This window comes from Niveispirillum sp. KHB5.9, from assembly GCF_048066115.1.
In the GTDB taxonomy this organism is placed as follows: Bacteria; Pseudomonadota; Alphaproteobacteria; order Azospirillales; family Azospirillaceae; genus Niveispirillum.
Window position 1 is genome coordinate 177,439 of the sequence record NZ_JBLTYX010000008.1, and the last position, 23,492, is coordinate 200,930.

The window sequence follows — 23,492 nt, forward strand, 5'->3', positions numbered from 1 at the left end:
CTCATTCTGCGGCGTGCGCGGAAATATCGAGGCCAAGGGCGTGGGCCACCCCCGCGCCATAGGCGGGGTCAGCCTTCGTGCAATTGTCGATATGGCGCCGCTGGATGTGGGGGGCGGCACCGCCAAGGGAGCGTGCAGTATTGTCATACAAAACCTGCTGTTGCGCCAGACCCATCAGGCGAAAAAGATCGCCCGGCTGCTGCCAATGGTCATCGGCCACCCTATGATCGAAATGGTCGGCCGGCCCGTCCAGCGGCAGCGGCGGTTCCTTGGCGTCCGGATGGTCGGCCCAATGACCCAGGCTGTTGGGGAAATAGGTTGGCGTGCCGCCCAGATTACCGTCGGTGCGCATCGCCCCGTCGCGATGATAGGAATGGAACGGGCATTTCGGCGCGTTCACCGGGATATGGTTGAAATTCACCCCCAGCCGGTAACGCTGCGCATCACCGTAGGAGAACAGACGGGCCTGCAGCATGCGGTCGGGCGAGAAGCCGATGCCGGGCACGATATTGGCGGGGGAGAAGGCGGATTGTTCCACCTCCGCGAACACGTTTTCCGGATTGCGGTTCAGTTCCAGCACGCCGACCTCGATCAGCGGGTATTCGCCATGCGGCCAGACCTTGGTCAGGTCGAACGGGTCATGGTAATGCGCGGCCGCCTGTGCTTCGCTCATCACCTGGATGCAAAGGGTCCAGCGGGGGAAGTCGCCAGCCTCGATGCTGTTGAACAGGTCGCGCTGATGGGTTTCGCGGTCCTTGCCGATGGCGGCTTCGGACTCCGCGTCGCTCAAATTCTCGATGCCCTGTTGACTACGGAAATGGAACTTCACCCAGACGCGTTCATTGTCGGCATTGATCATGCTGAACGTATGGCTGCCGAACCCATGCATGTGGCGATAGGTGCGGGGGATGCCACGGTCGGACATGACGATGGTCACCTGGTGCAGCGCCTCGGGCAGCAGGGTCCAGAAATCCCAGTTATTGTCGGCACTGCGCATGCCGGTGCGCGGATCGCGCTTGACGGCGTGGTTCAGGTCGGGAAAGCGCAGCGGGTCACGGAAGAAGAACACGGGCGTATTGTTGCCCACCACGTCCCAATTGCCCTCCTCGGTATAGAATTTCACGGCGAAGCCGCGGATATCGCGTTCCGCATCCGCCGCCCCGCGCTCCCCGGCCACGGTGGAAAAGCGCAGGAAGACGGGCGTCTGCTTGCCGATTTCGGAGAAGATTTTGGCCTTGCTGTAACGGCTGATGTCCCCGGTTACCGTGAAGGTGCCATAGGCGCCGGAGCCCTTGGCATGCATGCGCCGCTCCGGGATCACCTCCCGGTCGAAATGGGCCAGCTTCTCGATCAGCCAGATATCCTGCAGCAGCGCCGGCCCGCGCCGGCCGGCGGTCTGGATGTTCAGATTGTCGGCGACGGGGGCGCCGGTGGCGTGGGTCAGGGTCGGCTTGGTCATGGCGGTGGCTCCGTGATCTCAGGGGGCGGGGCAGAAAGTATCGGTGCAGGTATCGGCGTCGGCACTGTCGGTGGCCAAGGCGGGCGTGAAGGGCTTTTCCGCGATCGCGGCGGCGATCAGCGCGCCCACGGCCATGTCATCCTCTTGTCCGAAGCCATGATGGCGAATGCGCCCGTCACGGCCGATCAGTACCGATGACGGCGTGCCGCGCAGGCCCAGGCGGCGCATGGTCACCGGTGTCGGCGTGCCGTCACCCGGTTGGTCCACGGCTATGGGCATGGTCACGCGGAATTCGTGGATATAGGCTTCCAGGGCGCGCGCGTTCATGGCGTCGTGATGTTCGAACACTGTATGCAGGCCGATGACCTGAAGATCGCTGTCGCGGAACATCATGTGCGCCTTCTGCGCCTGCGGCGTGCCATGGATCACACAGCCGGGGCACAGCATCTGGAACGCATGGATCAGCACGGGACGGCCGCGCAGACCCGCCAAGGTCAGCGGCTTTTGCGTGTTGAACCAGCTTGTCACCGCCAGTTCGGGGGCAAGGGGGGCTTCCTTCATCATGTCCAACTCCGGGATGTTCGACCTTCTGGGGCCGGTGAACGGAATTTTGCGGTCCGCCTCACGGGCCGCCGGCTTTGAGCGCCAGGGCGAACAAAGCGCGGGCCGCTTCATCGGCCGATGAAGGGTTTCCTCCCGTCACCAGCGGCCCGTGGATCACCACATGCGGCTCTCCCGCGGCACCCGGCATGACGCGGGCGCCGAGGTCGGCCAGCAGGTCGCATAGCCGATTTCCATCGGCCAGCAGTGAATCACCGCCGTCCGCCGCCGTCAGGCGCCGCCCGGCGACATAGGGCGTGCCGTCGGGCTTGCGGACCTTCAACAGGGCTGCCGGCGCCTCCGACACGAAACCCATGGGTTTGCCATCGGCGGCGAAGGCGGCGATCAGGGCGATGGAGTGGCTGTCCGCCGCCAGATCGCCCAGCAACCCCGCCCCACCCGGATAGAAAAGCCCGTCGAAATCGCCCGCATGCACCTGTTCCAGGGTGAGCGTATCGGCCAACGCATCGCGCGCCTCCCGATCGGCCAGGAACCGCCTTGTCGCCTCCGACCGCCCGCCCAGCGCATCGCCCACCGGATCGACGGGCGGTGCCCCGCCCAAGGGAGAGGCGAGCGCCAGCTCCGACCCGGCATCGGTCAGTGCCGCCCAGGCCGTGGTGAATTCCGACAAGCGGAACCCGGTGGGCGGTCCGATCCAGGCCAACCGGTCGCAGGAGGTCAGCACGATGAGAATGCGCGGCGCCGCCATCCGCTGTCTCCGCGCCGTCAGGCCAGGGCCACATGGCGATAGGCGGTGCCGTGCCGTTCGGCGATGGCGAAGCCGGGGCTGGTCCAGTGATAGCCCAGCATGCGCAGCTTCTCCGTCGCCGCCCGGTCGATCAGGCGGCGGCGTGTGGCGATGCCCTGGTCCTGGTCGGTGTCGAAGCCGAAGCGCCAGCCCGGATGTTCGAACGACGCGACGACATTGGTGATGGCGTCGCCGGTGATCAGCAAGCCATCATTGCCCGCCAGTTCCATGGAGATATGGCCCGGCGTATGGCCGGGTGTGGACAGGGTCCGCAGGTCCGCCACCACCTCGTCCCCGTCCTTCAACCGGACCACGCGGTCGGCCACTGCGCCCAGGTCGCGCCGGGCACCCGGCACGAAATCACGCAGGCCCGGATAACGCGCATCCGGGGCCGGCCCCATCCAGAAATCCCATTCCGCAGCCGAAACATAATAGGTGGCATTGGGAAAGGACAGGCCGCCACCGGGCAGCAGTACGCCGCCGGAATGGTCGGGATGGGCATGGGTCAGCACGACATGGGTGATGGTGCCCGGATCGATTCCGGCCGCCAGCAGATTGTCGCGCAGCCGCCCGGCCGAGGGCTGGAACTTGTCCCCCGACCCGGTATCGACCAGGATCAGCGCCTTTCCGGCCCGGATCAGGGGGATATTGACGGGAATATCGGCCGTGCCCGCCCGCCCGCCCAGCCGCCGGATAATATCGGCCCTTTCGGAAGGGCCGGCATCCGGCGCGATGACGGCGTCGGGCAGGGTGATGAACCCGTCGCTGAACACATCGATCTGAAAATTCCCGTGCCCGAACCGCCGCGGCGGGGCCGCGACGCTGAGCCCGGTATCCAAGGCACCCGCCGTCACCGTCAGTGCCGCGGCCCCCGCCAGGAAGGCGCGCCGTGCAATGGGGGACGGTTCGGGATCAAAGGCGTTACGCGGCATGACGACCTCCATTGTTGCAGGACCACAGCGAAGTCTTCCGCTGCCATTTCCGCCTCCTCCAACCGTCACCCCGGCGGAAGCCGGAGCCCAGGCGCAGAGCGGCGTCTGCCGCGATAAGAGTTATATCGGCGCTGACCGCGCCTTACGCTGGGCCCCGGCTTTCGCCGAGGTGACGGTAGAGAGTATGGAAACCCTCACAGCCCAGACTTTCGCGAGGGTCTCACCGGTTCGGGAACCGTGAAATCTTCAGGCATTGAAATAGGCCAGCAGGTCGGCATTGATCGTGTCGGCCTGGGTGGTGGCCATGCCGTGGTCGAAGCCCTTGTAGACCTTCAAACTGCCCTTCTTCAGCAGCTTGATGCCCAGCAGGGCGCTGTCGGCGATCGGCACGATCTGGTCATCATCGCCATGCATCAGCAGCACCGGCACGTCGATCTTCTTCAGATCCTCGGTGAAGTCGGTCTCCGAGAAGGCCTTGATGCAATCATATTGCGCCTTGATGCCGCCCATCATGCCCTGGCGCCACCAATTGTCGATAACACCCTGGGAAACCTTGGCACCGGGCCGGTTATAGCCATAAAACGGGCCGGCCGGCACATCCTTGTAGAACTGCGCCCGGTTGGCGGCGACGGCGGCGCGGAAACTGTCGAACACCTCCAGCGGCAGGCCGCCGGGGTTCTTGTCCGACTTCACCATGATCGGCGGCACGGCACCCAGCAGCACGGCCTTCTTCACCCGGCCCGGTTCGGCGCGGGCCACATAGCGGGCGACCTCGCCGCCGCCGGTGGAATGGCCGACATGGATGGCACCCTTCAGGTCTAAGGCGGCGGCCAGGGCCTTCACATCCTCGGCATAGGTGTCCATCTCGTTGCCGGTGTCGGTCTGGCTGGAACGGCCATGGCCACGGCGGTCATGGGCGATCACCCGATAGCCCTTGCCCAGGAAGAACAGCATCTGTGCGTCCCAGTCGTCGGCCGACAGCGGCCAGCCATGGTGGAACACGATGGCCTGCGCATCCCGCGGGCCCCAGTCCTTGTAGAAAATCTCCGTGCCGTCCTTGGTCTTGATCGTGCTCATGATCCGGGTTCCTTCGCTGGGCGTGGCGGCTTCGGCCGACGCCAGGGTGAAAAGGGAGGGGGAGAACAGGCCGGCGGTGTACAGGCCGATACCACCGGCCAGGACGTCGCGGCGGGTGGCGCCGGTGACAGCGCGGGTCGCCATGCTTTTCATGATGGGCTCCGATTGTCCGATGGGGGCCGGGGCAGTCCGACCGGAAAGCCAGCACAGGATGGACCCGTACCGGCCATTGGCCAATTATCCGGTTATTTCAAGCGGCTAACACGTTGGTATAGGTTTGTTAACCATGATGTCAGGCGGCGATGGCGGTGCTGCCCAGGTAATCTTCGGTGGACAGCAGCGTGGCATAGGCGAAGCCCAGCGCCGCCATGAACGCCGCATGGGCGTGGGCCGCCGGCACGGTGGTGCTGCCGAAGGTCAGATCGCGGGAGGCGCAGGCATCATGGATCACCGTCACCTTGTACCCGAAATCGGCCGCAGCCCGGGTGCAGGCATCCACGCACATATGGCTCATGGCGCCGCAGATCACCACCTCATTCACGCCGCGCGCATCCAGCAGCTCCTTCAGGTCGGTGTCGCGGAAGGAATTGATCTGGTGCTTCACCACCACCGGCTCATCGGCGCGATTGGCCACGACGGGGTGGATTTCCGCCCCCTTGCTGCCCTGCGCGAAGAACGGCGCCTCGGCCGTGGGGAACTCATGGCGGATATGGATGATGGGTTCACCCGAAGCGCGCGCGGCGGCGATCAGGCGGGCGGCATTGGCGGCGGCGGCATCCACCCCGCTCAGGGTCCATTTCCCACCGGGAAAATAATCGTTCTGCAGATCGATGACGATCAGGGCCCGCTTGGTCATTTCTGTGTCCCTCCAGGTTGCGGCGTATCTGCCTGGAAACATCATGGCGCAGCCGGTGCCGTTCCGCCTGTAAAGGGTTGTAAAGAACCGTAGTGTATCGCAACGGATCGTTAACCATGGTGGGGGTTGACGCCTTCACCTTCTATGATGCAGTGCATTCGGCAACGCTGTCAGGGCAGCGCGGGGGAGGGGTGGATGGAGCCGCAGGGCCTGTCATTCGGGGAATTCCAGCTGTTGCCGGAGCGGCGTCTGCTGCTGCGCGACGGCCGTCCCGTGCGCCTGGGCAGCCGTGCCTTCGACCTGCTGATCACCCTGGCCGCCCGTCCCGGCGACGTCATCGCCAAGGAGGAACTGATCGCCCGCACCTGGCCCGGCACCTTCGTGGACGAGGCCAATCTGCGCGTCCATGTCGGCGCCCTGCGCAAGGTGCTGGGCGATGACCAGACCGGCAGCCGTTACATCACCAATGTGCCCGGCCGCGGCTATTGCTTCGTGGCTTCGGTCCGCGGCACCACCAGTCCCCCGCCGCCGCCATTACCGGTCGCCGTCCCCGTTTCCGGCAACCTGCCCGTCGCCATGACCCGCATCATCGGGCGGGAGGAGGTGGTGGACGCCGTCGCCCTGCTGCTGTCGCGCCAGCGGCTGGTCAGCATCGTCGGGCCGGGCGGCATGGGCAAGACCACGGTGGCCGTGGCCGTCGCCGCGCGCCTGCGTCGTCCCGACGGGGTGCTGTTCGTCGATCTGGCACCGGTTGCCGACCCCACCGCCGTGCCCGGCGCGCTGGCCACCCTGCTGGGTGTGGCCGACCGGCAGGAGAATCTGGCCGGCGATCTGGTGGAACGGCTGCGCGACCGCGACATGCTGCTGGTCCTGGATAATTGCGAACATGTGATCGAGGCGGTGGCCGGTCTGGCGGAGATGCTGCTGGTCCGGCTGCCGTCGCTCTCCATCCTGGCCACCAGCCGGGAACCGCTGCGCGCCGCAGGCGAATGGGTGCAGCGGCTGCGGCCGCTCGACGTGCCGCCGGTGGAGGTGGTGTCTGCTGCTGACGCCATGGGTTCCGCCGCCGTGCAGCTGTTCGTGGAACGGGCGTCCGCTTGCCTGGGCGGTTATGAACTGAGCGATGCCGATGCCGTCGATGTGGCGGAGATCTGCCGCCGCCTGGACGGGATCGCGCTGGCCATCGAACTGGCGGCCGGTCATCTGGACACGATCGGCATCCGGGGGCTGGCGGCGTCGCTGGATGATTGTTTCCGCGTGCTGACCCGTGGCCGGCGCACGGCCCTGCCCCGGCATCAGACGCTGCGCGCCACGCTGGATTGGAGCTATCGCATCCTGCCGCCTGCCGAACAGGTGCTGCTGCGCCACCTGTCGGTGTTCAATGGCAGTTTCACGGCCGCGGTGGCCGCCGACATCCTGCCGTCCGGCGGGGCGGGCATGGAAGACGCGCTGGCCGATCTGGCGGCCAAGTCGTTGCTGACCGCGGAACTGGGCGACGGGGCCGTGCGCTACCGCCTGCCCGACACGACGCGGGCCTATGCGCGGGGCAAGCTGGCGGAAGCGGGGGAGGATGGCACTTTGCGCCGCCGCCATGCCGCCCATTACCGCGCCATCTTCGAACAGGCCGAGGCGGCGTGGGAGACGATGCCCACCCCCGCCTGGCTGTCCGCCTATGTCGGTCATGTCGACAATCTGCGCGCGGCGCTGGATTGGGCCTTCTCCGCCGAGGGTGATGCGTCCATCGCCATCGCCATCACCGTGGCGGCCGTGCCTTTCTGGTTCGCACTGTTGCAGGTGGATGAATGCCATTCCCGCGTGCTGCGCGCCCTGGAACTGCTGGAACAACCCGCGCGCCGCGATGACCGGCAGAGCATGAAGCTCTATGCGGCACTCGGCTGGCAGCAGATGCGGGCCAGCGCCGGGCAACTGCATGGCGGTCCCGCCTGGCAGCGCACCCTGGAGATCGCCGAACAGGTGGGTGACACCGATTACCAGTCCCGCGCGTTGTGGGCGCTGTGGGTAGACCGCACCAATGCCGGCGAACCGGTGGCCGCCATGGGCATCGCCGAACGGTTCGCCGATCTGGCGGCGCGGCAGGGCGACCGCGCCGATATCGACATTGCCGACCGCATGCGGGCAAGGTCGCTGCTGTTCCAGGGGCGGTTTGCCGAGGCGCAGGACCGTATCACCTTCATGCTGGACCGTTATATACCGCCGGTGAACCGCGCCCATACCGTGCGGTTCCAGTATGAACAGCGCAGCGTGGCCCGCATCACCCTGGCCCGCGTCCTATGGATGCGGGGCTTCCCCGATCAGGCGATATGTGAGGTGGAGGCGACGATCGCCGACGTCACCGAACAGCGCCACGACCTGACCCTGGCCCATGTCCTGTCGGATGCCGCCTGCGCCATCGCCCTGCTGAATGGCGATCTGGATCGGGCCGACCAATATATCGCCCTGCTACGCCGCCTGACCAAGGCGCATTCGCTGGATGTCTGGAACACCTATGCCGACGGGTTCGCGGGTGAATTGCTGATCCGGCGTGGGGCGCTGGCCGCCGGCCTGTCGCTGCTGGACGGTGCCTTGGAAAGGCTGCGGCGCACGAACTTCGTGCTGTATCAGACCGACATGATGCTGGCCCAGGCCCAAGGCCTGTCGCTGGCCGGCCGGCCGCAGGCGGGCTTGGCCACCATCGACGCCGCCCTGGCCCGCTGTGCCCGCACGGGCGAGGCTTGGTACCTGGCAGAACTGCACCGGGTACGCGGCGACATATTGCTGTCGATGCATGACCGGAAAGCCGAGGCCAAGGGTGAGTATGAAACCGCGCTGTCCATCGCCCGCGCCCAGCAGGCCCCATGCTGGGAGGTGCGGGCGGTGGCGGGGCTGGAACGTTTGCGCTGACGCTTACTCCCCCTCCGCCTGCCATCTGCGCAAGGCCGGCAGCACATGCCGGCCGAACAGGTCGCATTCGGCCGCGTGCGGGTAGCCTGACAGGATGAACGCCTCCAGCCCCAGCGCGTGATAGGCCTTCAGCTTGGCCAGCACCTGGTCCGGATCACCGACGATGGCGGCACCGCAGCCCGACCGGGCGCGGCCGATGCCGGTCCACAGGTTTTCCTCGATATAACCATCCTGCTGCGTCGCCGCCTCGCGCAGTTCCGCCTGACGGCGCACGCCATAGGATTGGGCGTCCAGCGACTTGGCGCGGATGGCCGCCCCGGTTTCCGCGTCCAACTTGGACAGCAGGCGATCGGCGGCGTCGCGCGCTTCCGCTTCCGTATCGCGCACCACCACATGCACGCGATAGCCGAAACGCAGGGACCGGCCATGGTTGGATGCCCGCTCCCGCAAATCCTTGATGATGCCGGCCACCCCGTCCAGCGTATCGGGCCACATCAGATAGACATCCGCCGCCTTGGCCGCCGCTTCCCGCGCCTCCGTTGACAGGCCGCCGAAATAGAGCGGCGGGCAGCGGCCGGAAACGGTGCGCACACGCGGTGGGTCCAGCTTCAGCTTGTAGAACTCGCCCTGGAAATCCAGATGCTCGCCGTTCAGCAGCGTCTTCAGGATGTGCATCACCTCCACCGTGCGGTCATAGCGTGGACCCGATGCCAGGGTTTCGCCCGGCAGGTCGCTGGAGATGATGTTGATGGTCAGCCGGCCGTTCAGCATCCGGTCCAGCGTCGCCACCTGCCGCGCGATCTGCGGTGGCCAGAATTCGCCGCAGCGGATGGCCAGCAGCAGCTTGATCTGCTTCAGCAGCGGTGCAACGGCGCCTGCGAACGCCACCCCGTCGATGCCCAGCTGATAGCCGGACGGCAGCAGCAGGTTGTCGTAACCCAGCTTGTCCGCCGTCTGCGCGATGGTGCGGCAATGGTCGAAGCTGGATTGCAGTGCCGGGTCGGGCTGCCCCAGGAATTCGAAATCATCATCGCAAAGGGCGGAGAACCAGGCGACTTCCAACGGACGGGCAGACATGGGACGGGGCCTTTCATGGAACCGGGTAGGTGAAAGATGGTCGAGATATCGGTGTAATTCAACTCTAATGAATAACGATCAAGTCAAAATTGATTTTGATCATTATTATTTTGAATATTTTAGTGGACATTCATTTTATATTGTCATTTTATGTTTTCACCTTTTCCATCATTGTTGATGTAGGTGTTTGAATGTCCAAGGTTCGGGTGGCGGTGATCGGGTCCGGCATGATGGGGGTGGAGCATCTGGCCAACCTTGCGCTGTTTGATGAGGTGGCGGTTGTGGCGCTGGTCGATCCGGTGCCGTCCTCGCTGCAATACGCGTCCGGCAAAGTGGCGGGTGCGGCGCATTTCACAAGCGTCACCGACCTGCTTGCCAGCGGCACGAAACCGGACGCGGTGATCATCGCCTCGCCCAACCACACCCATCATGATGTGCTGGCGCCCTTGTTCGAGACCGACCTGCATATCCTGTGCGAAAAGCCGCTCTGTTCCGATCTGGACGATGCCAAGCGGGTGGCGGAACGGGCGGCGGCGCACCGGGGCGTGTTCTGGGTCGGCATGGAATACCGCTTCATGCCGCCGGCCGCCGAATTCATCGCCCAGGTGCATGGCGGCCGCGTCGGGCGGCTGGTGATGCTGGCCATGCGCGAACACCGGTTCCCATTCCTGCCCAAGGTCGGCGACTGGAACCGGTTCAGCCGCAATACCGGCGGGACGATGGTGGAGAAATGCTGCCATTTCTTCGACCTGATGCGCCTGATCGTGCGGGCGGAACCGGTACGCGTGCATTGCTCCGGCGCCATGGATGTCAACCATCTGGATGAACGCTATGGCGGGCAGCGGCCGGACATCATCGATAACAGTTACACGGTGGTGGATTTCGATAATGGCGTGCGGGCCATGCTGGATCTCTGCATGTTCGCCGACGGGGCGGAGCAGCAGGAGGAACTGGCGGCCACGGGCGACAAGGCCCGGCTGGAGGTGTTCGTGCCGTCCGGCGAACTGATCTACAGCCCGCGCGTCGGCTTCCGTCAGCCCAAGCAGGTGGAACGCACGCTTGTCGGCGTGGACAAGCGCCTGCTGGCTGTCGGTGCCCATCACGGCGCCACCCATTACCAGCACCGCGCCTTTCTGGATGCCATCCTGAAGGGTGCGCCTGTGCAGGTGACGGCCGATGACGGCCTGCGCGCGGTCGCCATGGGCACGGCGGCGGAGATCAGCGCGCGGGAGAAGCGCGTGGTGGAACTGTCGGAACTGGGCCTGGGCTGAACAAGCCTGCATGGGGCGTCACCCGGCCGGTGGCCGGGGGGCACCCAGCAGATGTTCTAGGATCGTGCCCTCCAATGCCGCGAACGCCGCATCGCCGCGGCGGCGGGGGCGGGGCAGGTCGATGGACAGGTCCAGCGTCACCCCGCCCGCATCGATCAGCAGCACGCGGTCGGCCAGGGCCACCGCCTCTCCCACATCATGGGTGACCAGCAGGGCGGTGAAGCCCTGTACCCGCCACACGCCCTCCAGCAGCGCCTGCATCTCGATCCTGGTCAGGGCGTCCAGCGCGCCCAGCGGCTCATCCAGGGCCAGCAGGGTCGGGTGGCTGACCAGGGCGCGGGCCAGGGCCACGCGCTGGCGCTGCCCACCCGACAGGGTGGACGGCCATTCGCCGGCCTTGTCGGAGAGCCCGACATCGGCCAGCGCTTCGCGCGCCGCGGCGGCGGCATCCGGCCCGTCGGCCTTCTCCCCCAGCCCCACGGCGACATTGGCCTCCACGCTGGCCCAGGGCAGCAGGCGCGGTTCCTGGAACACCAGGCGGGCATGGGCGGCGTCGCTGTCACCGCTGATCGTGCCGGCACTGGGCGGTTCCAGCCCCAGTACCACGCGCAACAGCGTGCTTTTCCCGCAGCCGCTCTTGCCGACGATGGCGACGAAACTGCCCGGTTCGATCTCCAGGTCGATATCGTGCAGCACCGGCACCTCGCCGAAGCGCTTGGCAATGCCGCGCAGGGACAGGGACGCGCCCTTGTTGTTGCTCATCATCGTTCCCCTCAGCGGCGATAGGCGGGGTTCCAGCGCAGGAAGCGCCGTTCCAGCGCCTTCGTGGCCGTATCGGCCAGCTTGCCCAGCAGGGCGTAGATCAGGATCGACAGCACCACCACATCGGTGCGCATGAATTCCCGGGCATTCATCGCCATATGGCCGATGCCGGACTTGGCGGCGATGGTCTCCGCCACGATCAGGGTCAGCCACATGATGCCCAGCGCATAACGCAGGCCGACCAGGATGGAGGGCAGGGCGCCCGGCAGGATCACCCGGCGGAACAGCCGTCCAGGCCGCATGCCATAGACCCGCCCCATCTCGATCAGTTGCGGATCGACATTGCGGATGCCATGCAGGGTGTTCAGATAGATCGGGAAGAACACGCCCAGCGCCACCAGGAACAGCCGCGCCTCCTCCTCGATCCCGAACCAGATGATGACCATGGGGATCAGCGCCAGATGCGGCACATTGCGCACCATCTGCAAGGTCGGGTCCAGCAGCCGTTCGCCCAGCCGTGACAGGCCGGTCAGCAGGCCCAGCGCGAAGCCAATGCCCCCGCCGATCAGCAGCCCGGCCACGGCGCGCAGCGCGCTGACGCCCAGATTATGCGGCAAGGTGCCGTCCAGCGTCAGCGTCCAGGCCGATGCCAGCACCGCCAGCGGGGCCGGCAGGATGTTGGATGGCAGCCAGCCCAGGCTGGAACTGGCCTGCCACAAAAGCAGCAAAGCCCCCGGCACGATCCAGGCCAGGGGCAGCGTCTCGGTATTCTTCAAACTTCTCATGCGCCCTTCCACCCCGTCCAGGCGGCGTCTTCGATACGGATGGGGGCGGGGATGATGCCCAGCCGGTGGAACCGATCGGCCACCAGTTGCTGTGCCGCCACCACGTCCGGCGTGATGGGGGTATAGGCGAAGTCGGACCGGTCCACCGTGTCGCGCAGCAGGTCCAGCGGCAGCCCTGTTTCCTTCGCCATCAGTTCGGCCATCGCACCCCGGTTCTGTTCCGCCCAATGCCCATCGGCGGCCAGCGCACTCATCGCCGCTGCCAGCAGCGGCGCATGCTCGTCGGCAAAGGCACGGTTGGCCAGGGCATAGCCGGCGCTGCTGATCCGCTCCTCCGGCCCGTTGAAGGACAGGTTGCGGGCACCATTGTTGCGGATGGCCAATGTGTAATAGGGGTCCCAGATCACCCAGCCATCGATGCCACCCTGGGTGAAGGCCGCCGCCGCATCGGCCGGGCCCAGATTGACGACTTCAACGTCATCCAGGGTCAGGCCGGCGCGTTCCAGCGCCACCACGGCGATGTTATGGGCCGACGATCCGCGCGTGAAGGCCAGCTTGCGGCCCTTCAGGTCGGCAATGCTGTTCAGGCCGGAATTGGCGGGGGTCAGGATGCCCCCCGCCTTGCCGGACAGTTTCTGCACGGCGGTATAGACCAGCGGCGCGCCGGCCGCCTGGGCGAAGATGGGCGGGGTATCACCCGTCCCGCCCAGGTCGATGCCGCCCACGGCCAGCGCCTCCAGCAGGGGCGGGCCGGACGCGAACTCCACCCATTCCACCTTGGCGGCCCCGGCCTTCAGCAGCGCCTTGTCGAACTCACCCCGCTGCTTGGCCAGCAGGAAGACGCCATTCTTCTGATAGCCGACGCGCAGTTTGGTGCCATCGCCCGCCTTGTCCCCGCCGCAGCCGGCCAGAAGGACGGCACCCCCCAGCGAGGCGGCCAGCAGGGAACGGCGGGTCAGGTGGGTGGAATTCCAGGCCATGGTCACTCCCCGAACTTCACACGCAGCGACACGCCGGCATAGCGGTCCGCCTCACGCGGGATGACATAACGCAGCGCACTTCCCGGACCGCCGGGGGCGATCTGGATGGGGAAGCTCTGGTCGAACAGGTTATTCACGAACAGCGACAGGCGATAGCGGTCTTCCTTATCGGAGATCGCGAAACCGACATTCACCAGATCGTAGGAATGGATGCGCAGCAGCGGGTTGTTGCCCAGGTCGGAGAACTGGCTGCTGGTATAGGCATAGTTGGCGTTCAGGTGGAAATCGACCGGCAGATTGTCGGTGGCGATGGTGTATTCCCCACCCACCGACAGCTTCCATTTCGGCGCCAGCGGCAGCGGCTCGCCCTTGCGGGCACTGGTCAGCACGCCGGTGGCATCGCGGAACTTCTCGATTTGCGCGTCGGTATAGGCCAGACCCGCCGTGATGTTGAAATCCTCCGTCACCCGCAACTGGCTGTCGATTTCGATGCCCTTGGTGGAGACCTCACCGGCATTGGTCAGGCGGGTGATGACGACGCCGTTCAGCGTGTCGAAATTATTGGCCTGGAAATTATCGTACTTCGACCAGAAGCCGGCGATATTGACCAGGGCACGGCGGTCGAACAGTTCAGACTTCACGCCCGCCTCGTACGCGTCCACCGTCTCCGCCTTGATCAGGTTGCGCTGGTTGGCGGCCTGGTTGAAGAAGACGTTGAAGGCCGGGCCCTTGTAGCCACGGCTGTAGGTGGCATAGGTGGCGACCTCATTGGTCACCTTGTAGGACAGGCCGGCCTTGCCCGAGACATTGTCCTTGCTGGCCTTGTCCACCCAGCCGGACAGGTCGCGGCGGATGCCCGGCAGATCGATCGGGGCCTGCGAGGGTACGCGGTTATGGTACGCCTCCAGCTTGTCATGGGTCAGGCGCAGGCCGGCGATGGCCGACAATTGGTCGGTCAGGCGCAGCGTGCCCTGGGCGAAGCCGGCGATGGTCTCGCTCTTCGATCCGAAAGTGGCCGACGAGGTGCCGGAGACATAGTTGGACGCCCCGGGCAGGCAAGGGCGCTGGCCCGTGCTGTCGATCGCCAGCGTGCTGGCCGTGCAGATTGTGGTGTCGCGGGTAAACGTACGGTCGCCCTTGGAATTGGCGTAATAGGCGCCGGCCACATATTCCAGCGTCTGGCCCGACGGCGACGCGATGCGCAGTTCCTGGCTGAAGGTGCGGTTGTCCTGCGGGCCGTAATCATGCAACTGGGCGAAGGCCGTGCCGACATAGGGCGCGGTGCGGTCCAGCCAGTCACCGTCGCGCTGGCCCCAGATGTCCCATTCGCGCCAGGCGGTGATCGACGTGATCGTGTGGTCGCCGACGCTATAGTCGGCCTGGGCGGAGAAGCCCCAGCCTTCCTCTTCCGACAGGCTGGCCTCGTTATGGCGGACCTGCCGGGTCTTGTCGCCCTTCAGGTCGATGCCGGACAGGAGCGACAGCAGAGCCGCCTGGTTGGCGCCGGCGACCGGGCTGGTGCCGATCACTTCCGCCAGGCTGTCATCATCGGCCTTGCGGTAATCGGCGATGAAGGTCCAGGTCAGGGCGTCGGACGCGTCCCATTCCACCACGCCGCGCACGCCCTTGCGGTCATAGCCGTTGACCTTGGACTTCTTGGCCGCCGGGTCGGCGGTATAGAGGTTGGTGATGTTGCCGTCATAGGTGCCGGTGAAGCCGGTCAGGCGGGCACGCACCGTGTCGGACAGCGGCAGGTCCACGGCGACCTTGCCCTTGTATTCGCTGCCTTCGGCGGCGGTCAGTTCCACCGTGCCGCCGAATTTGTCACCCGGCCGCTTGGTCACCAGATTGACCACACCGGCCGACGCGTTTTTGCCGAACAAGGTGCCCTGCGGCCCGCGCAGCACCTCGATCCGTTCCACGTCGTACAGATCGCCGAACGCCTCACCCGCGCGGCCCAGGACGACGCCATCCAGCACGAAGGCCACGCTGCTTTCCGCCGCGATGGCGAAATTGATGGTGCCCACGCCGCGCAGGAACAGCGAACTGTCCAGCGAGGTGCCGCCCTTGCGGAAATTCAGGCTGGGGATCAGGGTCTGCAACCCTTCGATTGTCGTGCCCGGCCGGTTGTCCAGCGTGGAGGCCGCGACCACGGCCACCGAGGCCGGCACATCCTGCAGGCGCTGGGCGCGCTTCTGCGCGGTGACGATGATCTCCTCCAGCACGATGGGGCCGTCATTGGCCACCTGTGCGAAGGCGGGCAGGCTGGTCAGGGCGGTGGCGCCAAGCAGAAGGCCAGCGATGAGGGGGCGGGTCGAAACCCGATTGTTCTGATGGGACATAATGATCCGGGCTCCCAGAATTCAACAGGCCGTCTCTTGCGGCATGGCGGGGATCGTGCCGATCTATTCCTACTTGGTCAATAGGAATTTAAGTGAATTGTGTTGTTTGTGAAAAATCAACACATGTTTGTGTGGTATATTCGTGAGCGCAAAATGGCCCGGACATGTTTCCATGCCAGACGGAAGGTACGCCTTTGTTTCCGGGCGGTGACAGGCGATTATGGATGATCCGCCCTCTTTTTCCGGTTTCTCGGCATTCATATTAAACATTAAAAAAATGTGAATAATGGAATTATACTGACGTAATTGCGCCTATCGCTTCCAATCGAATTGCATGATCCACCCATACGTGAATACTATGGGCAAATGCGGATGCGACAGATCGAGGCGTTCAGGGCGGTGATGATGACCGGCGGGGTGACCGCCGCGGCGTCGATGCTGTCCATTTCACAGCCATCGGTCAGTAGATTGATCGCCGACCTGGAATATTCGGTGGGATTCCCACTGTTCGAACGGCGGGGCAGTCGCATGCACCCGACACCCAGGCCGACACCTTGTACGAGACGGTGCAGCGTTCCTTTACCGGGCTGGACCTGCTGGACCTGCTGGCCCAGGCGGCGCGGCGTATCCGGGCGCATCCGGTGGGCACCGTGCGGCTGGCCGTGCTGCCCAATTTCGCCATCACCGTGCTGCCACCCGTGCTGGCGCAGTTCCACCGGCTTTATCCGGAAGTGAAGGTGACGGTGGAGGCGCTGGGCCACCGTGCCGTGGAGGATCGGGTATTCCTGGGTCAGGCCGATCTTGGCATCGGCGTCGTCGCCCCACCGCGCGACGGCATCCGCGCCGACCTGCTGGCCCGCGCCCGCTATCTCTGCGCCTTGCCGCCCGGTCACCGGCTGGCGGACAAGGCGATGATCCATGTCACCGATTTGGGCGGTGAGCGGTTCATCGGCCCCATGCATGAGGCGGACGCCTTGTGGAACGGCATCGATGCCGCCCTGACGACGGCGGATGTGGAGATCGTGCGCATGCTGGAATGCCAGCAGTCGCTGCCCATGTATGCCTATGTGGAGGCGGGGCTGGGCATTTCCATCGTCGAGCCCTTCTCCGCCCGGCTGTTCCGACGGGTGGGGGTGGTGACGCGGCCGGTGGAACCGCTGATCAGCCTGGATTTCACCCTGATCGAACCGGATATCGGCCCGACCCCGCCGCCCATCTGCTGGCTGCGTGAGGCGATCAAGCGGGAGGCTGACACTGCGATGGCTGAAGCCGAACGATAAGGTCAGCTGCCGCCATAGGCCTGTATCAACCGCCGGGCCCGTTCCCCCACCGCGTCCGCCAGCATCCCCGGCCGGTACAGTTCCCCGCCGATGCCGAACCCGTCCGTCCCGGCCGCGCGCCAAGCCGCCATCTCCGCCGCTCCCACGCCGCCCACAGCATAAAGCTTCACATCCGCCGGCATCACCGCCTTCAGCGCCTGCAAATGACCGGGACCGCAACTGCCAGCGGGGAACAGTTTCAGGTGCCGTGCCCCCGCCGCGATGGCGCGAAACGCCTCGGTCGCGGTGGCAAAGCCCGGCATCACCACCATGTTCCGTTCCAGCGCCCGGCCGATCACCGATGGATCGATATTGGGTGTCACGATCAATCGCCCGCCAGCCTTTGCCACATCATCGACGGCCTGCGGCGTCAGCACCGTGCCGGCCCCGATCAGGCACTTGTCGCCATGCCGCCGCGCCAAAATCCCGATGCTGGCCAGCGGGTCGGGCGAATTCAACGGCACCTCGATCAGGCGCCAGCCGGTCGCCACCAGCTCATCACCGATACCGGCAACCTCCGCCGGTGTGATGCCGCGCAGGATGGCGACCAGGGGGGGCGTTGGCAGGATCATGTCATGGGGTCCTTCAGTTCGTGGCCGGCCAAGGCGAACAGCCCGGCCAGCGACTGCCTATCGCCCGACAGCAGGCGGCAGGTGATGCCCAGCCGGCTCAGGGCGCTTTCATAAAGCCGGCCCAGCACTGGGGCGGCGATGATGGTGATCGGCTGGCCCGGTGCGGGGCGATAGCGCGCCCGGGTGCCGACGCAATCCTGGCCGACCAGCAGTCCGGACAGGAAGGACAGTGCCCATTGCGGCCCCAGCCCGTCGCGCAGTTGCCGGCTGCGCGCCTCGAACAGCAGATGGGGCAGGGTGGTGCCATGTTCCTCCAGCCCGCGCGCCAATCCCGTCTGGAAGGCGGGGCCGTCATCGGGCAACAGCCCCTCGGTTCCCCGCCCCAGGATGGAATGCCCATGCAGGGTGGCGAACAATTCCCCGGTCATCGCCGTCTGGAAATGCTCTACCCGTCCATCATTCAGCAGCGCCCATTTGCTGTGCGTGCCGGGCAGGCACAGGATCTGCCGGCCGCGCCCCAGATCGGGATGCGTGGCCAGCGCCCCCAGGATCTGCGTCTCCTCCCCCCGCATCACGTCGGGCGCGCCCAGCGGGTTGGTGCAGGCCAGGCCCGACGCGATGGCCACCTCATGCCCGCCCGCCGCCAGCCGCCGCATCCCGTCGCGCAGCGCCGAGGGGCCGGCCGGACACTGGATATAGGGTGCTTCCACCCATCCGATGCTGGACCCGATCATGCCGGACAGGAAGATCGGCAGGGTCCCATGCGCCGCCCGCCAGGGTGCGATCAGGTCCAGCAGCGTCGCTTCGGCCGCCCCCGGTACGGCGGCGATGCCGGGCCCGCTCACCCTGTCGGTCACGCGTCCGTCGCGGCACAGGAACAGGCGCAGATTGCTGGTGCCCCAGTCACCCGCGATGAAGCCTTTCATTGTCCGGTCCCCGCCAGACAATCGCCCATGCCACGCAGCGCCGTCTCATAACCGGCCACGATCGCCACCGGCACCTCCAGCATGCCCAGTGCCTCGGCATAGAGACGGCAATGCCGCTCCGCCCCGGCCAGCACCACCGGCCCCTCCAGCAACCCGCGCGCCCGATGAGCGTTGACCGCGTCTCGGGCATCGCCACCCACCATGATCCCGGCCAGGAAGGAGGATGCGGATTCGGCCGACAACCCGCCCGTCACCAGCCGGCTGCGCGCCGCGAACATCGCATGGCCCTGCGACAGGCTGGCATCGCCGGCCAGCAGCGCCACGCCATCGCGGAACGCCGCCATATCCGTTACCTCCTGCCGGTCAGGCCCCAGCGCCATGCCGCGGCCCAGCAGGCTGTGGCCCAGCAGCAGGTCGAACAGCTCCCCTTGCATGCTGGTGAAGAAGCTTTCCACCCGGTCGCCGCATGTCGCCGCCCATTTCGGATGTGGGCCGGTCAGACAGATCAGGTGGCGTTCATCCGCCAGCCGCCTTTGCCTGCCCAGCCAGCCGAACAGCTGCATCTCCTCCCCCCGCATCACGTCGGGCTGGCCGAAAATATTGGTGCAGCGCAGGCCCGGGGCGATGGCGATCTCCAGCCCGCGTGCGGTAAAGCGCGTCAGGTGCCGCGACAGGTCGGCGGCACCGGCCGGGCACGGGGCGTAAGCGCAGGATCGCCACCCCATCTCCGATCCGATCATGCCGGCCAGGATCACCGGCAGGGGCCCGTGCCTGCCGATCCAGGGAGCGGCATGGGTGAAGAATTCCTCCTCCATATCCTGGCAATGGCGCACACCGCGCCCGGAAGCGGTATCCAGCACCATCGGCCCGGTGCCGTCCTGGCGGCACAGGAACAGCCGCATGGACATGGATCCCCATTCCCCGGCGATGAACACGGGTGCCCGCATCGTTTCTCTCCCTCTAGCGATTTCAAATTTGTTTCACATTTAGCGACATTAATTTGCCCTGGCAAGGCCCATCCCGCCCCCTTCAGGTGCGACAGATCATGCGGTGTCGGGGGTTATATATTTCGGGAGTCCGCGTAAATCCCGATCGGTGCATCACTGCGACCCTGAATTTTCATGTTGCTATTTAAGCATCAAACTGTTTTAAAGGGAGCCACATCGGCCCGCAAAGCCGGTGCAACGGATATCGAAAGAACGACAGGGGTATGGGATGACCAGGATCGCCGGCGTATTTCCGGTGCTGCCGACCATTTTCGATGCGGATGGCCGTGTCGATCGGGAGGGGTTTGCCCGCGTCGTGGACTATGTCATCGCCAGCGGGGCCGATGGCTGCGTGTTTCCAGGTCTGGCCAGCGAGTATGACGAGCTGACGCTGGATGAACGGCTGGACCTGATGGCGCTGGCCGGGGAACTGACACGTGGCCGCATCGCCTTCGTGGCCGGGGCCGGCGGGCGCAGCGATGCGGAAAGTGCCGCCCTGGCGCTGGCGGCAAAGCAGGCGGGCGCTGCCGCCCTGATGGTGGTCACCCCCCATCGCCTGGACGGGGACGAGGCCGGTCTGGCCGCTTTCTACCGCTATCTGGGCAGCGTGGCCGACACGCCCATCATGCTGCAGAACGCCCCGCGCCCCATGGGGCTGGGCCTGTCGCCCGATGCCATCCTGCGCCTGGTGGAACAGGCCCCCGCCATCCGCTATGTGAAGGAGGAGAATATGCCCTGCGGGCAGCGGATCACCGCCTTGCTGGATGGCGCCAAGGGCGGGCTGGACGGCGTGTTCGGCGGGGCCGGCGGGCGTTATATCACCGATGAGCTGGCGCGCGGTGCCACCGGTACCATGCCGGCCTGCGAGTTGGCGGAAATGCATGCCGCCATGTTCGCCGCCCACCGTGCGGGGGATGAGGGGCAGGTGCGCCGGCTGTTCGAACGGATGCTGCCCGTGCTGCTGATGCAGGCGGTGTTCCGCTGGCGCCTGACCAAGGAGGTGCTGCGCCGCCGCGGCCTGATCGACAGCGCCTTCGTCCGCGCCGCCGGCCCCGCCTTCGACGCCATGGACCATCGCGAGTTGACGCAGATGCTGCTGTTGCTGGAAGACCTGACCGGACCGCTGTCGCACCCGGCTGCCGTTTGATACCGTCTGGTATCAAGAGTCACGGGAAATGACCTTTTCAGGCCGGCGACTGCCGGCCCGCCGCACGTGCGGCGTAAGCCAAGGGCGCAGATGCGCCCGCCCGGCGCCTGAGGGAACAGCAAATATGCCCAAAATCCACAGGATCGAGACCTTCATCGTCACCATTCCCCGCGACACGCCCTATCTGGGGCCGCTGAAGCCGGGGGAGGTGGTGAATGAGCGCGGATATCTGGTGCGCAAGGCCAACCGCACCATCTATCCCACCCAGGACCGTTCCGTCCTGGTCAAGGTGACGACGGCGTCGGGGGCGGTGGGCTGGGGGGAGACCTATGGGCTGACGGCGCCCAAGGTCATCGGCGCCCTGGTGGATGATCTGATCGAACCGCTGCTGCGCGGCCGCGACCCGCGCGATGTGCAGGTGATATGGGAGGATCTGTACGACATTCTGCGGGTGCGTGGCTATCAGGGCGGCTTCTGGCTGGACGCGCTGGCCGCCGTGGATATTGCGCTGTGGGACCTGTGCGGCAAGCTGGCGGGCCTGCCGCTGCGCAAGCTGCTGGGCGGTGAACGGCGGTCGTCGGTTCCGGCCTATGTCTCAGGATTGCCGCGCGCCACCATCGCGGAGAAGGTGGAACTGGCCCGCGACTTCGTGGACCGTGGCTTCACCGCCATCAAGATCGCCGCCGCCGTCAGCGCCGACGGGGTGGAGGCGGAACTGGCGGCCTTGCGCGAGGGGCTGGGCCCCAAGGTCCGCCTGTTCATCGATTTCCACTGGATGTATTCGGCCGGAGAGGCGGCCAGCCTGATCCGCTGGCTGGAACGCTATGATCTGGGCCTGGCGGAAGCCCCCTGCCGGCCGGAGGATGTGGAGGGCCTGGCCGACGTCGCCCGTCAGGTCGCCGTGCCCGTGGCGGCGGGGGAGGAATGGCGGACGGTGTTCGATGCGCGTCCACGCCTGGCCGCCCGCGCCGTTTCCATCATCCAGCCGGAGATGGGCCATACCGGCGTCACCCAGTTCATGCGCATGGCGCAGCTGGCCCAGGCCCACCATGTCCACACCATGCCGCACGCCACCATCGGCCTGGGCATCTTCATGGCCGCCAGCCTGCAGGCGTCCAGCAGCATCCTGGACCTGCCTTTCCACGAATATCAGCATTCGATCTACGACCGGAATGCCGCCTTCGTGACCGGGCAACCCGCCTGCCATGCCGGTGCCTTCGACCTGCCGCAGGGACCGGGCCTGGGGGTGGAGCCGGCGGAAGACCTCTGGCGCTATGCGATCAAGATCTGACCCTTACGGGCACATCGCCTGGAACAGGGCAGTATAGCCGGTCTGCTCCTCCAGGCCGGCCGCGAAACCCAGGACCGCATCCTGGGCCTGTTCCCCGATATGCGGCCGGGCCATACGGCGGAATTTCGCCGCGAAATCCGCATCCTCCATCGGGGTCTCAACGGAGCCCGGACCGGACACCACCTCCTTGACCAGCACGGCACCCGACCGCAGGGTCAGGGTGACCCGGTTGGGCAGATGCTGCGGGAACAGGGCGGTCAGGGCCGGATCTTCCTTGACCGTCGTTCTTGCCATCAGGTCAACGGCCATCGGATCGGCGATCATCGCCGCGTCGTAGGAGGCCAGTTTGATATCGCCATCCATCAACCCCCGCGCCACATTGTAGGGCAGGCTGTGGTCGGCGGTTTCCCTGGTGGCGGGCCGCCATTTCTGCGGATCGCTGGCCAGGATGCGATAACCGATATCGGTCGTATCGATATGGATCGACGCGATATCGTCAAGGTCGGGCACCTGCGGCCTCAGTGCGATGGCGGCCCAGACCGCCGTGTGCAACTCGCCATTGGTGGGGAAGGTCTTGGTCAGGGATTTCAGGATGCGGTAATCGCCGTTTTCCGGGGTGCCGAACCGGCCGATATCGAAATCCAGTTCGCCCGACACCTGGCGGATGAAGCCCATCTTGCCTTCGAAGATCGGCGACGGCCCGTCCATGCCATGGCGGGCCAGGCTGGCACAGAAGATGGCGTTGCGTGCCGCATTGGCAGCCGACGCCCCCTTCCAGGCCGACAATTCGCCCGACCGGACCTGGCGCATCGCCACATGGCCGTTCAGCGCCATGTTGATGGCCTGCGCCGTCTGCGCCTCGGTCAGCTTCATCAGCCGCGATGCGGCGGCGGCCACGGAAACCAGCACATAATTCACATGGTCCCAGCCACGCTTGTTCAGGCCTGCCGCATCCTGCAGGCGCATCTGCACCTCGTAGGCCACGGTGATGGCGGCGATCAGGTCCCGGCCCGATGCACCCTCCGCCTCAGCCACGGCCAAGCAGGCGGGGATATTGTCGCTGGGATGGCCCGGCTCCAGGCTCATATAGCCGTCATTATAGTCCAGATAACGAACCATGGTGCCGTTGGCGAAGGCGGCGATGTCCGGTGTGGTGCGCCGGTTCGTGCCGAAAACCGTAGCGGCCGGCACTGGAACCGTCGCAGCCATTGCCGTCGCGGCCATGGCGGGTGTTGATCCGTAAGCGCCTAGGGTACAGGCGAGGCTATCGACCAGCCGCTGCTTCACCCGCGTCACGACAAGCGGCGGCAACCGCTCGCCATCCAGCGTGACGGCGTAGCGGGCGATCTGTTCGGCGATGTTCAATAGGGGTCTCCCGAGGGGGTTTTGCTTCTCCGTTCCCCCGTCATCCCGGCGAAAGCCGGGATGACGGGGAGGGGCTTTCATTTGAGCAGGCTCCGA

Annotated in this window: 20 protein-coding genes and 1 pseudogene; 6 read left to right on the forward strand and 15 right to left on the reverse strand. The window is 66.0% G+C overall.

Annotated elements, in window-relative coordinates; genetic code table 11:
- Position 1: 1 nt before the first annotated feature.
- From ACM9HJ_RS15470 to ACM9HJ_RS15495, 6 genes are all read right to left on the reverse strand, one after another.
- Positions 2-1,459 carry a catalase gene (locus ACM9HJ_RS15470; protein ID WP_416572646.1) on the reverse strand — a complete coding sequence of 486 codons (1,458 nt, stop codon included), beginning with the start codon at positions 1,457-1,459 and terminating at the stop codon, positions 2-4.
- An 18-nt stretch (positions 1,460-1,477) separates the two neighbouring features.
- Positions 1,478-2,023: a redoxin family protein gene (locus ACM9HJ_RS15475; RefSeq protein WP_416572647.1), complete on the reverse strand. Its 546-nt coding sequence runs from the start codon at positions 2,021-2,023 to the stop codon at positions 1,478-1,480.
- A gap of 58 nt (positions 2,024-2,081) precedes the next feature.
- Positions 2,082-2,768 carry a type 1 glutamine amidotransferase domain-containing protein gene (locus tag ACM9HJ_RS15480; RefSeq protein WP_416572648.1) on the reverse strand — a complete coding sequence of 229 codons (687 nt, stop codon included), beginning with the start codon at positions 2,766-2,768 and terminating at the stop codon, positions 2,082-2,084.
- A gap of 17 nt (positions 2,769-2,785) precedes the next feature.
- A complete protein-coding gene (locus ACM9HJ_RS15485) occupies positions 2,786-3,739 on the reverse strand; it encodes an MBL fold metallo-hydrolase (RefSeq protein WP_416572649.1) in 954 nt (317 codons plus the stop codon).
- 246 nt (positions 3,740-3,985) lie between these two features.
- Positions 3,986-4,816, reverse strand: a complete 831-nt coding sequence (locus ACM9HJ_RS15490; protein WP_416572712.1) for an alpha/beta fold hydrolase — start codon at positions 4,814-4,816, stop codon at positions 3,986-3,988.
- A 292-nt stretch (positions 4,817-5,108) separates the two neighbouring features.
- Entirely contained in the window at positions 5,109-5,672 is a 564-nt protein-coding gene (locus ACM9HJ_RS15495) for a cysteine hydrolase family protein (RefSeq protein WP_416572650.1), read from the reverse strand.
- A 195-nt stretch (positions 5,673-5,867) separates the two neighbouring features.
- Between ACM9HJ_RS15495 and ACM9HJ_RS15500 the strand changes: the two genes are divergently transcribed.
- A complete protein-coding gene (locus tag ACM9HJ_RS15500; RefSeq protein ID WP_416572651.1) occupies positions 5,868-8,573 on the forward strand; it encodes an ATP-binding protein in 2,706 nt (901 codons plus the stop codon).
- Positions 8,574-8,576: 3 nt separating this feature from the next.
- On the opposite strand, the gene ACM9HJ_RS15505 is transcribed toward ACM9HJ_RS15500, so the two are convergent.
- Complete coding sequence (locus ACM9HJ_RS15505) at positions 8,577-9,650, reverse strand: LLM class flavin-dependent oxidoreductase (protein ID WP_416572652.1); 1,074 nt, start codon at positions 9,648-9,650, stop codon at positions 8,577-8,579.
- A 191-nt stretch (positions 9,651-9,841) separates the two neighbouring features.
- On the opposite strand from ACM9HJ_RS15505, the gene ACM9HJ_RS15510 reads away from it, so the two are divergent.
- Positions 9,842-10,921, forward strand: a complete 1,080-nt coding sequence (locus ACM9HJ_RS15510) for a Gfo/Idh/MocA family protein (RefSeq protein WP_416572653.1) — start codon at positions 9,842-9,844, stop codon at positions 10,919-10,921.
- Positions 10,922-10,939: 18 nt separating this feature from the next.
- On the opposite strand, the gene ACM9HJ_RS15515 is transcribed toward ACM9HJ_RS15510, so the two are convergent.
- Genes ACM9HJ_RS15515 through ACM9HJ_RS15530 form a run of 4 tightly spaced genes read right to left on the reverse strand, consistent with a single transcriptional unit; the run spans position 10,940 to position 15,790 of the window.
- Positions 10,940-11,683: an ATP-binding cassette domain-containing protein gene (locus ACM9HJ_RS15515; RefSeq protein ID WP_416572654.1), complete on the reverse strand. Its 744-nt coding sequence runs from the start codon at positions 11,681-11,683 to the stop codon at positions 10,940-10,942.
- Positions 11,684-11,694: 11 nt separating this feature from the next.
- Positions 11,695-12,468, reverse strand: a complete 774-nt coding sequence (gene ssuC / locus ACM9HJ_RS15520) for an aliphatic sulfonate ABC transporter permease SsuC (protein WP_416572655.1) — start codon at positions 12,466-12,468, stop codon at positions 11,695-11,697.
- Positions 12,465-13,448 (reverse strand): aliphatic sulfonate ABC transporter substrate-binding protein, encoded by a 984-nt coding sequence (locus ACM9HJ_RS15525; protein ID WP_416572656.1) that lies wholly within the window; start codon positions 13,446-13,448, stop codon positions 12,465-12,467. The genes ssuC and ACM9HJ_RS15525 overlap by 4 nt, the downstream gene beginning before the upstream one ends.
- A gap of 2 nt (positions 13,449-13,450) precedes the next feature.
- Positions 13,451-15,790 (reverse strand): TonB-dependent receptor, encoded by a 2,340-nt coding sequence (locus ACM9HJ_RS15530; RefSeq protein ID WP_416572657.1) that lies wholly within the window; start codon positions 15,788-15,790, stop codon positions 13,451-13,453.
- Between the two features lie 372 nt (positions 15,791-16,162).
- Between ACM9HJ_RS15530 and ACM9HJ_RS15535 the strand changes: the two are divergent.
- Positions 16,163-16,321 (forward strand): annotated as a pseudogene (locus ACM9HJ_RS15535) (LysR family transcriptional regulator); the annotation flags it as partial.
- 23 nt (positions 16,322-16,344) lie between these two features.
- A complete protein-coding gene (locus tag ACM9HJ_RS15540; protein ID WP_416572658.1) occupies positions 16,345-17,070 on the forward strand; it encodes a LysR substrate-binding domain-containing protein in 726 nt (241 codons plus the stop codon).
- A gap of 2 nt (positions 17,071-17,072) precedes the next feature.
- Here ACM9HJ_RS15540 and ACM9HJ_RS15545 read toward each other — a convergent pair whose 3' ends face one another.
- From ACM9HJ_RS15545 to ACM9HJ_RS15555, 3 genes are read right to left on the reverse strand one after another with little or no spacing between them, the layout of a single operon-like run.
- The gene (locus tag ACM9HJ_RS15545; protein ID WP_416572659.1) at positions 17,073-17,681 is read right to left on the reverse strand and encodes a 2-dehydro-3-deoxy-6-phosphogalactonate aldolase; all 609 of its coding nucleotides are present in this window, start codon (positions 17,679-17,681) and stop codon (positions 17,073-17,075) included.
- On the reverse strand, positions 17,678-18,607 hold the full coding sequence (locus tag ACM9HJ_RS15550; RefSeq protein WP_416572660.1) for a 2-dehydro-3-deoxygalactonokinase: 930 nt from the start codon (positions 18,605-18,607) through the stop codon (positions 17,678-17,680). The genes ACM9HJ_RS15545 and ACM9HJ_RS15550 overlap by 4 nt, the downstream gene beginning before the upstream one ends.
- Positions 18,604-19,554, reverse strand: coding sequence for a 2-dehydro-3-deoxygalactonokinase (locus tag ACM9HJ_RS15555; protein ID WP_416572661.1), 951 nt, complete (start codon positions 19,552-19,554; stop codon positions 18,604-18,606). The genes ACM9HJ_RS15550 and ACM9HJ_RS15555 overlap by 4 nt, the downstream gene beginning before the upstream one ends.
- A 268-nt stretch (positions 19,555-19,822) precedes the next feature.
- Here ACM9HJ_RS15555 and ACM9HJ_RS15560 point away from each other — a divergent pair, with 268 nt between their 5' ends.
- Both ACM9HJ_RS15560 and ACM9HJ_RS15565 read left to right on the forward strand, forming a co-directional pair.
- A complete protein-coding gene (locus ACM9HJ_RS15560; protein ID WP_416572662.1) occupies positions 19,823-20,740 on the forward strand; it encodes a dihydrodipicolinate synthase family protein in 918 nt (305 codons plus the stop codon).
- 124 nt (positions 20,741-20,864) lie between these two features.
- Positions 20,865-22,031 (forward strand): mandelate racemase/muconate lactonizing enzyme family protein, encoded by a 1,167-nt coding sequence (locus ACM9HJ_RS15565; RefSeq protein WP_416572663.1) that lies wholly within the window; start codon positions 20,865-20,867, stop codon positions 22,029-22,031.
- Between the two features lie 3 nt (positions 22,032-22,034).
- Here ACM9HJ_RS15565 and ACM9HJ_RS15570 read toward each other — a convergent pair whose 3' ends face one another.
- A complete protein-coding gene (locus ACM9HJ_RS15570) occupies positions 22,035-23,396 on the reverse strand; it encodes an MmgE/PrpD family protein (protein ID WP_416572664.1) in 1,362 nt (453 codons plus the stop codon).
- Positions 23,397-23,492: the final 96 nt, after the last annotated feature.

What these genes read in the sequence shown, in the direction of transcription:
- ACM9HJ_RS15470 (WP_416572646.1), bottom strand. Translation starts at nt 1,459, where the DNA reads ATGACCAAGCCGACCCTGACCCACGCCACCGGCGCCCCCGTCGCCGAC.
- ACM9HJ_RS15475 (WP_416572647.1), bottom strand. Translation starts at nt 2,023, where the DNA reads ATGATGAAGGAAGCCCCCCTTGCCCCCGAACTGGCGGTGACAAGCTGG.
- ACM9HJ_RS15480 (WP_416572648.1), bottom strand. Translation starts at nt 2,768, where the DNA reads ATGGCGGCGCCGCGCATTCTCATCGTGCTGACCTCCTGCGACCGGTTG.
- ACM9HJ_RS15485 (WP_416572649.1), bottom strand. Translation starts at nt 3,739, where the DNA reads ATGCCGCGTAACGCCTTTGATCCCGAACCGTCCCCCATTGCACGGCGC.
- ACM9HJ_RS15490 (WP_416572712.1), bottom strand. Translation starts at nt 4,816, where the DNA reads ATGAGCACGATCAAGACCAAGGACGGCACGGAGATTTTCTACAAGGAC.
- ACM9HJ_RS15495 (WP_416572650.1), bottom strand. Translation starts at nt 5,672, where the DNA reads ATGACCAAGCGGGCCCTGATCGTCATCGATCTGCAGAACGATTATTTT.
- ACM9HJ_RS15500 (WP_416572651.1), top strand. Translation starts at nt 5,868, where the DNA reads ATGGAGCCGCAGGGCCTGTCATTCGGGGAATTCCAGCTGTTGCCGGAG.
- ACM9HJ_RS15505 (WP_416572652.1), bottom strand. Translation starts at nt 9,650, where the DNA reads ATGTCTGCCCGTCCGTTGGAAGTCGCCTGGTTCTCCGCCCTTTGCGAT.
- ACM9HJ_RS15510 (WP_416572653.1), top strand. Translation starts at nt 9,842, where the DNA reads ATGTCCAAGGTTCGGGTGGCGGTGATCGGGTCCGGCATGATGGGGGTG.
- ACM9HJ_RS15515 (WP_416572654.1), bottom strand. Translation starts at nt 11,683, where the DNA reads ATGAGCAACAACAAGGGCGCGTCCCTGTCCCTGCGCGGCATTGCCAAG.
- ssuC (WP_416572655.1), bottom strand. Translation starts at nt 12,468, where the DNA reads ATGAGAAGTTTGAAGAATACCGAGACGCTGCCCCTGGCCTGGATCGTG.
- ACM9HJ_RS15525 (WP_416572656.1), bottom strand. Translation starts at nt 13,448, where the DNA reads ATGGCCTGGAATTCCACCCACCTGACCCGCCGTTCCCTGCTGGCCGCC.
- ACM9HJ_RS15530 (WP_416572657.1), bottom strand. Translation starts at nt 15,790, where the DNA reads ATGTCCCATCAGAACAATCGGGTTTCGACCCGCCCCCTCATCGCTGGC.
- ACM9HJ_RS15545 (WP_416572659.1), bottom strand. Translation starts at nt 17,681, where the DNA reads ATGATCCTGCCAACGCCCCCCCTGGTCGCCATCCTGCGCGGCATCACA.
- ACM9HJ_RS15550 (WP_416572660.1), bottom strand. Translation starts at nt 18,607, where the DNA reads ATGAAAGGCTTCATCGCGGGTGACTGGGGCACCAGCAATCTGCGCCTG.
- ACM9HJ_RS15555 (WP_416572661.1), bottom strand. Translation starts at nt 19,554, where the DNA reads ATGCGGGCACCCGTGTTCATCGCCGGGGAATGGGGATCCATGTCCATG.
- ACM9HJ_RS15560 (WP_416572662.1), top strand. Translation starts at nt 19,823, where the DNA reads ATGACCAGGATCGCCGGCGTATTTCCGGTGCTGCCGACCATTTTCGAT.
- ACM9HJ_RS15565 (WP_416572663.1), top strand. Translation starts at nt 20,865, where the DNA reads ATGCCCAAAATCCACAGGATCGAGACCTTCATCGTCACCATTCCCCGC.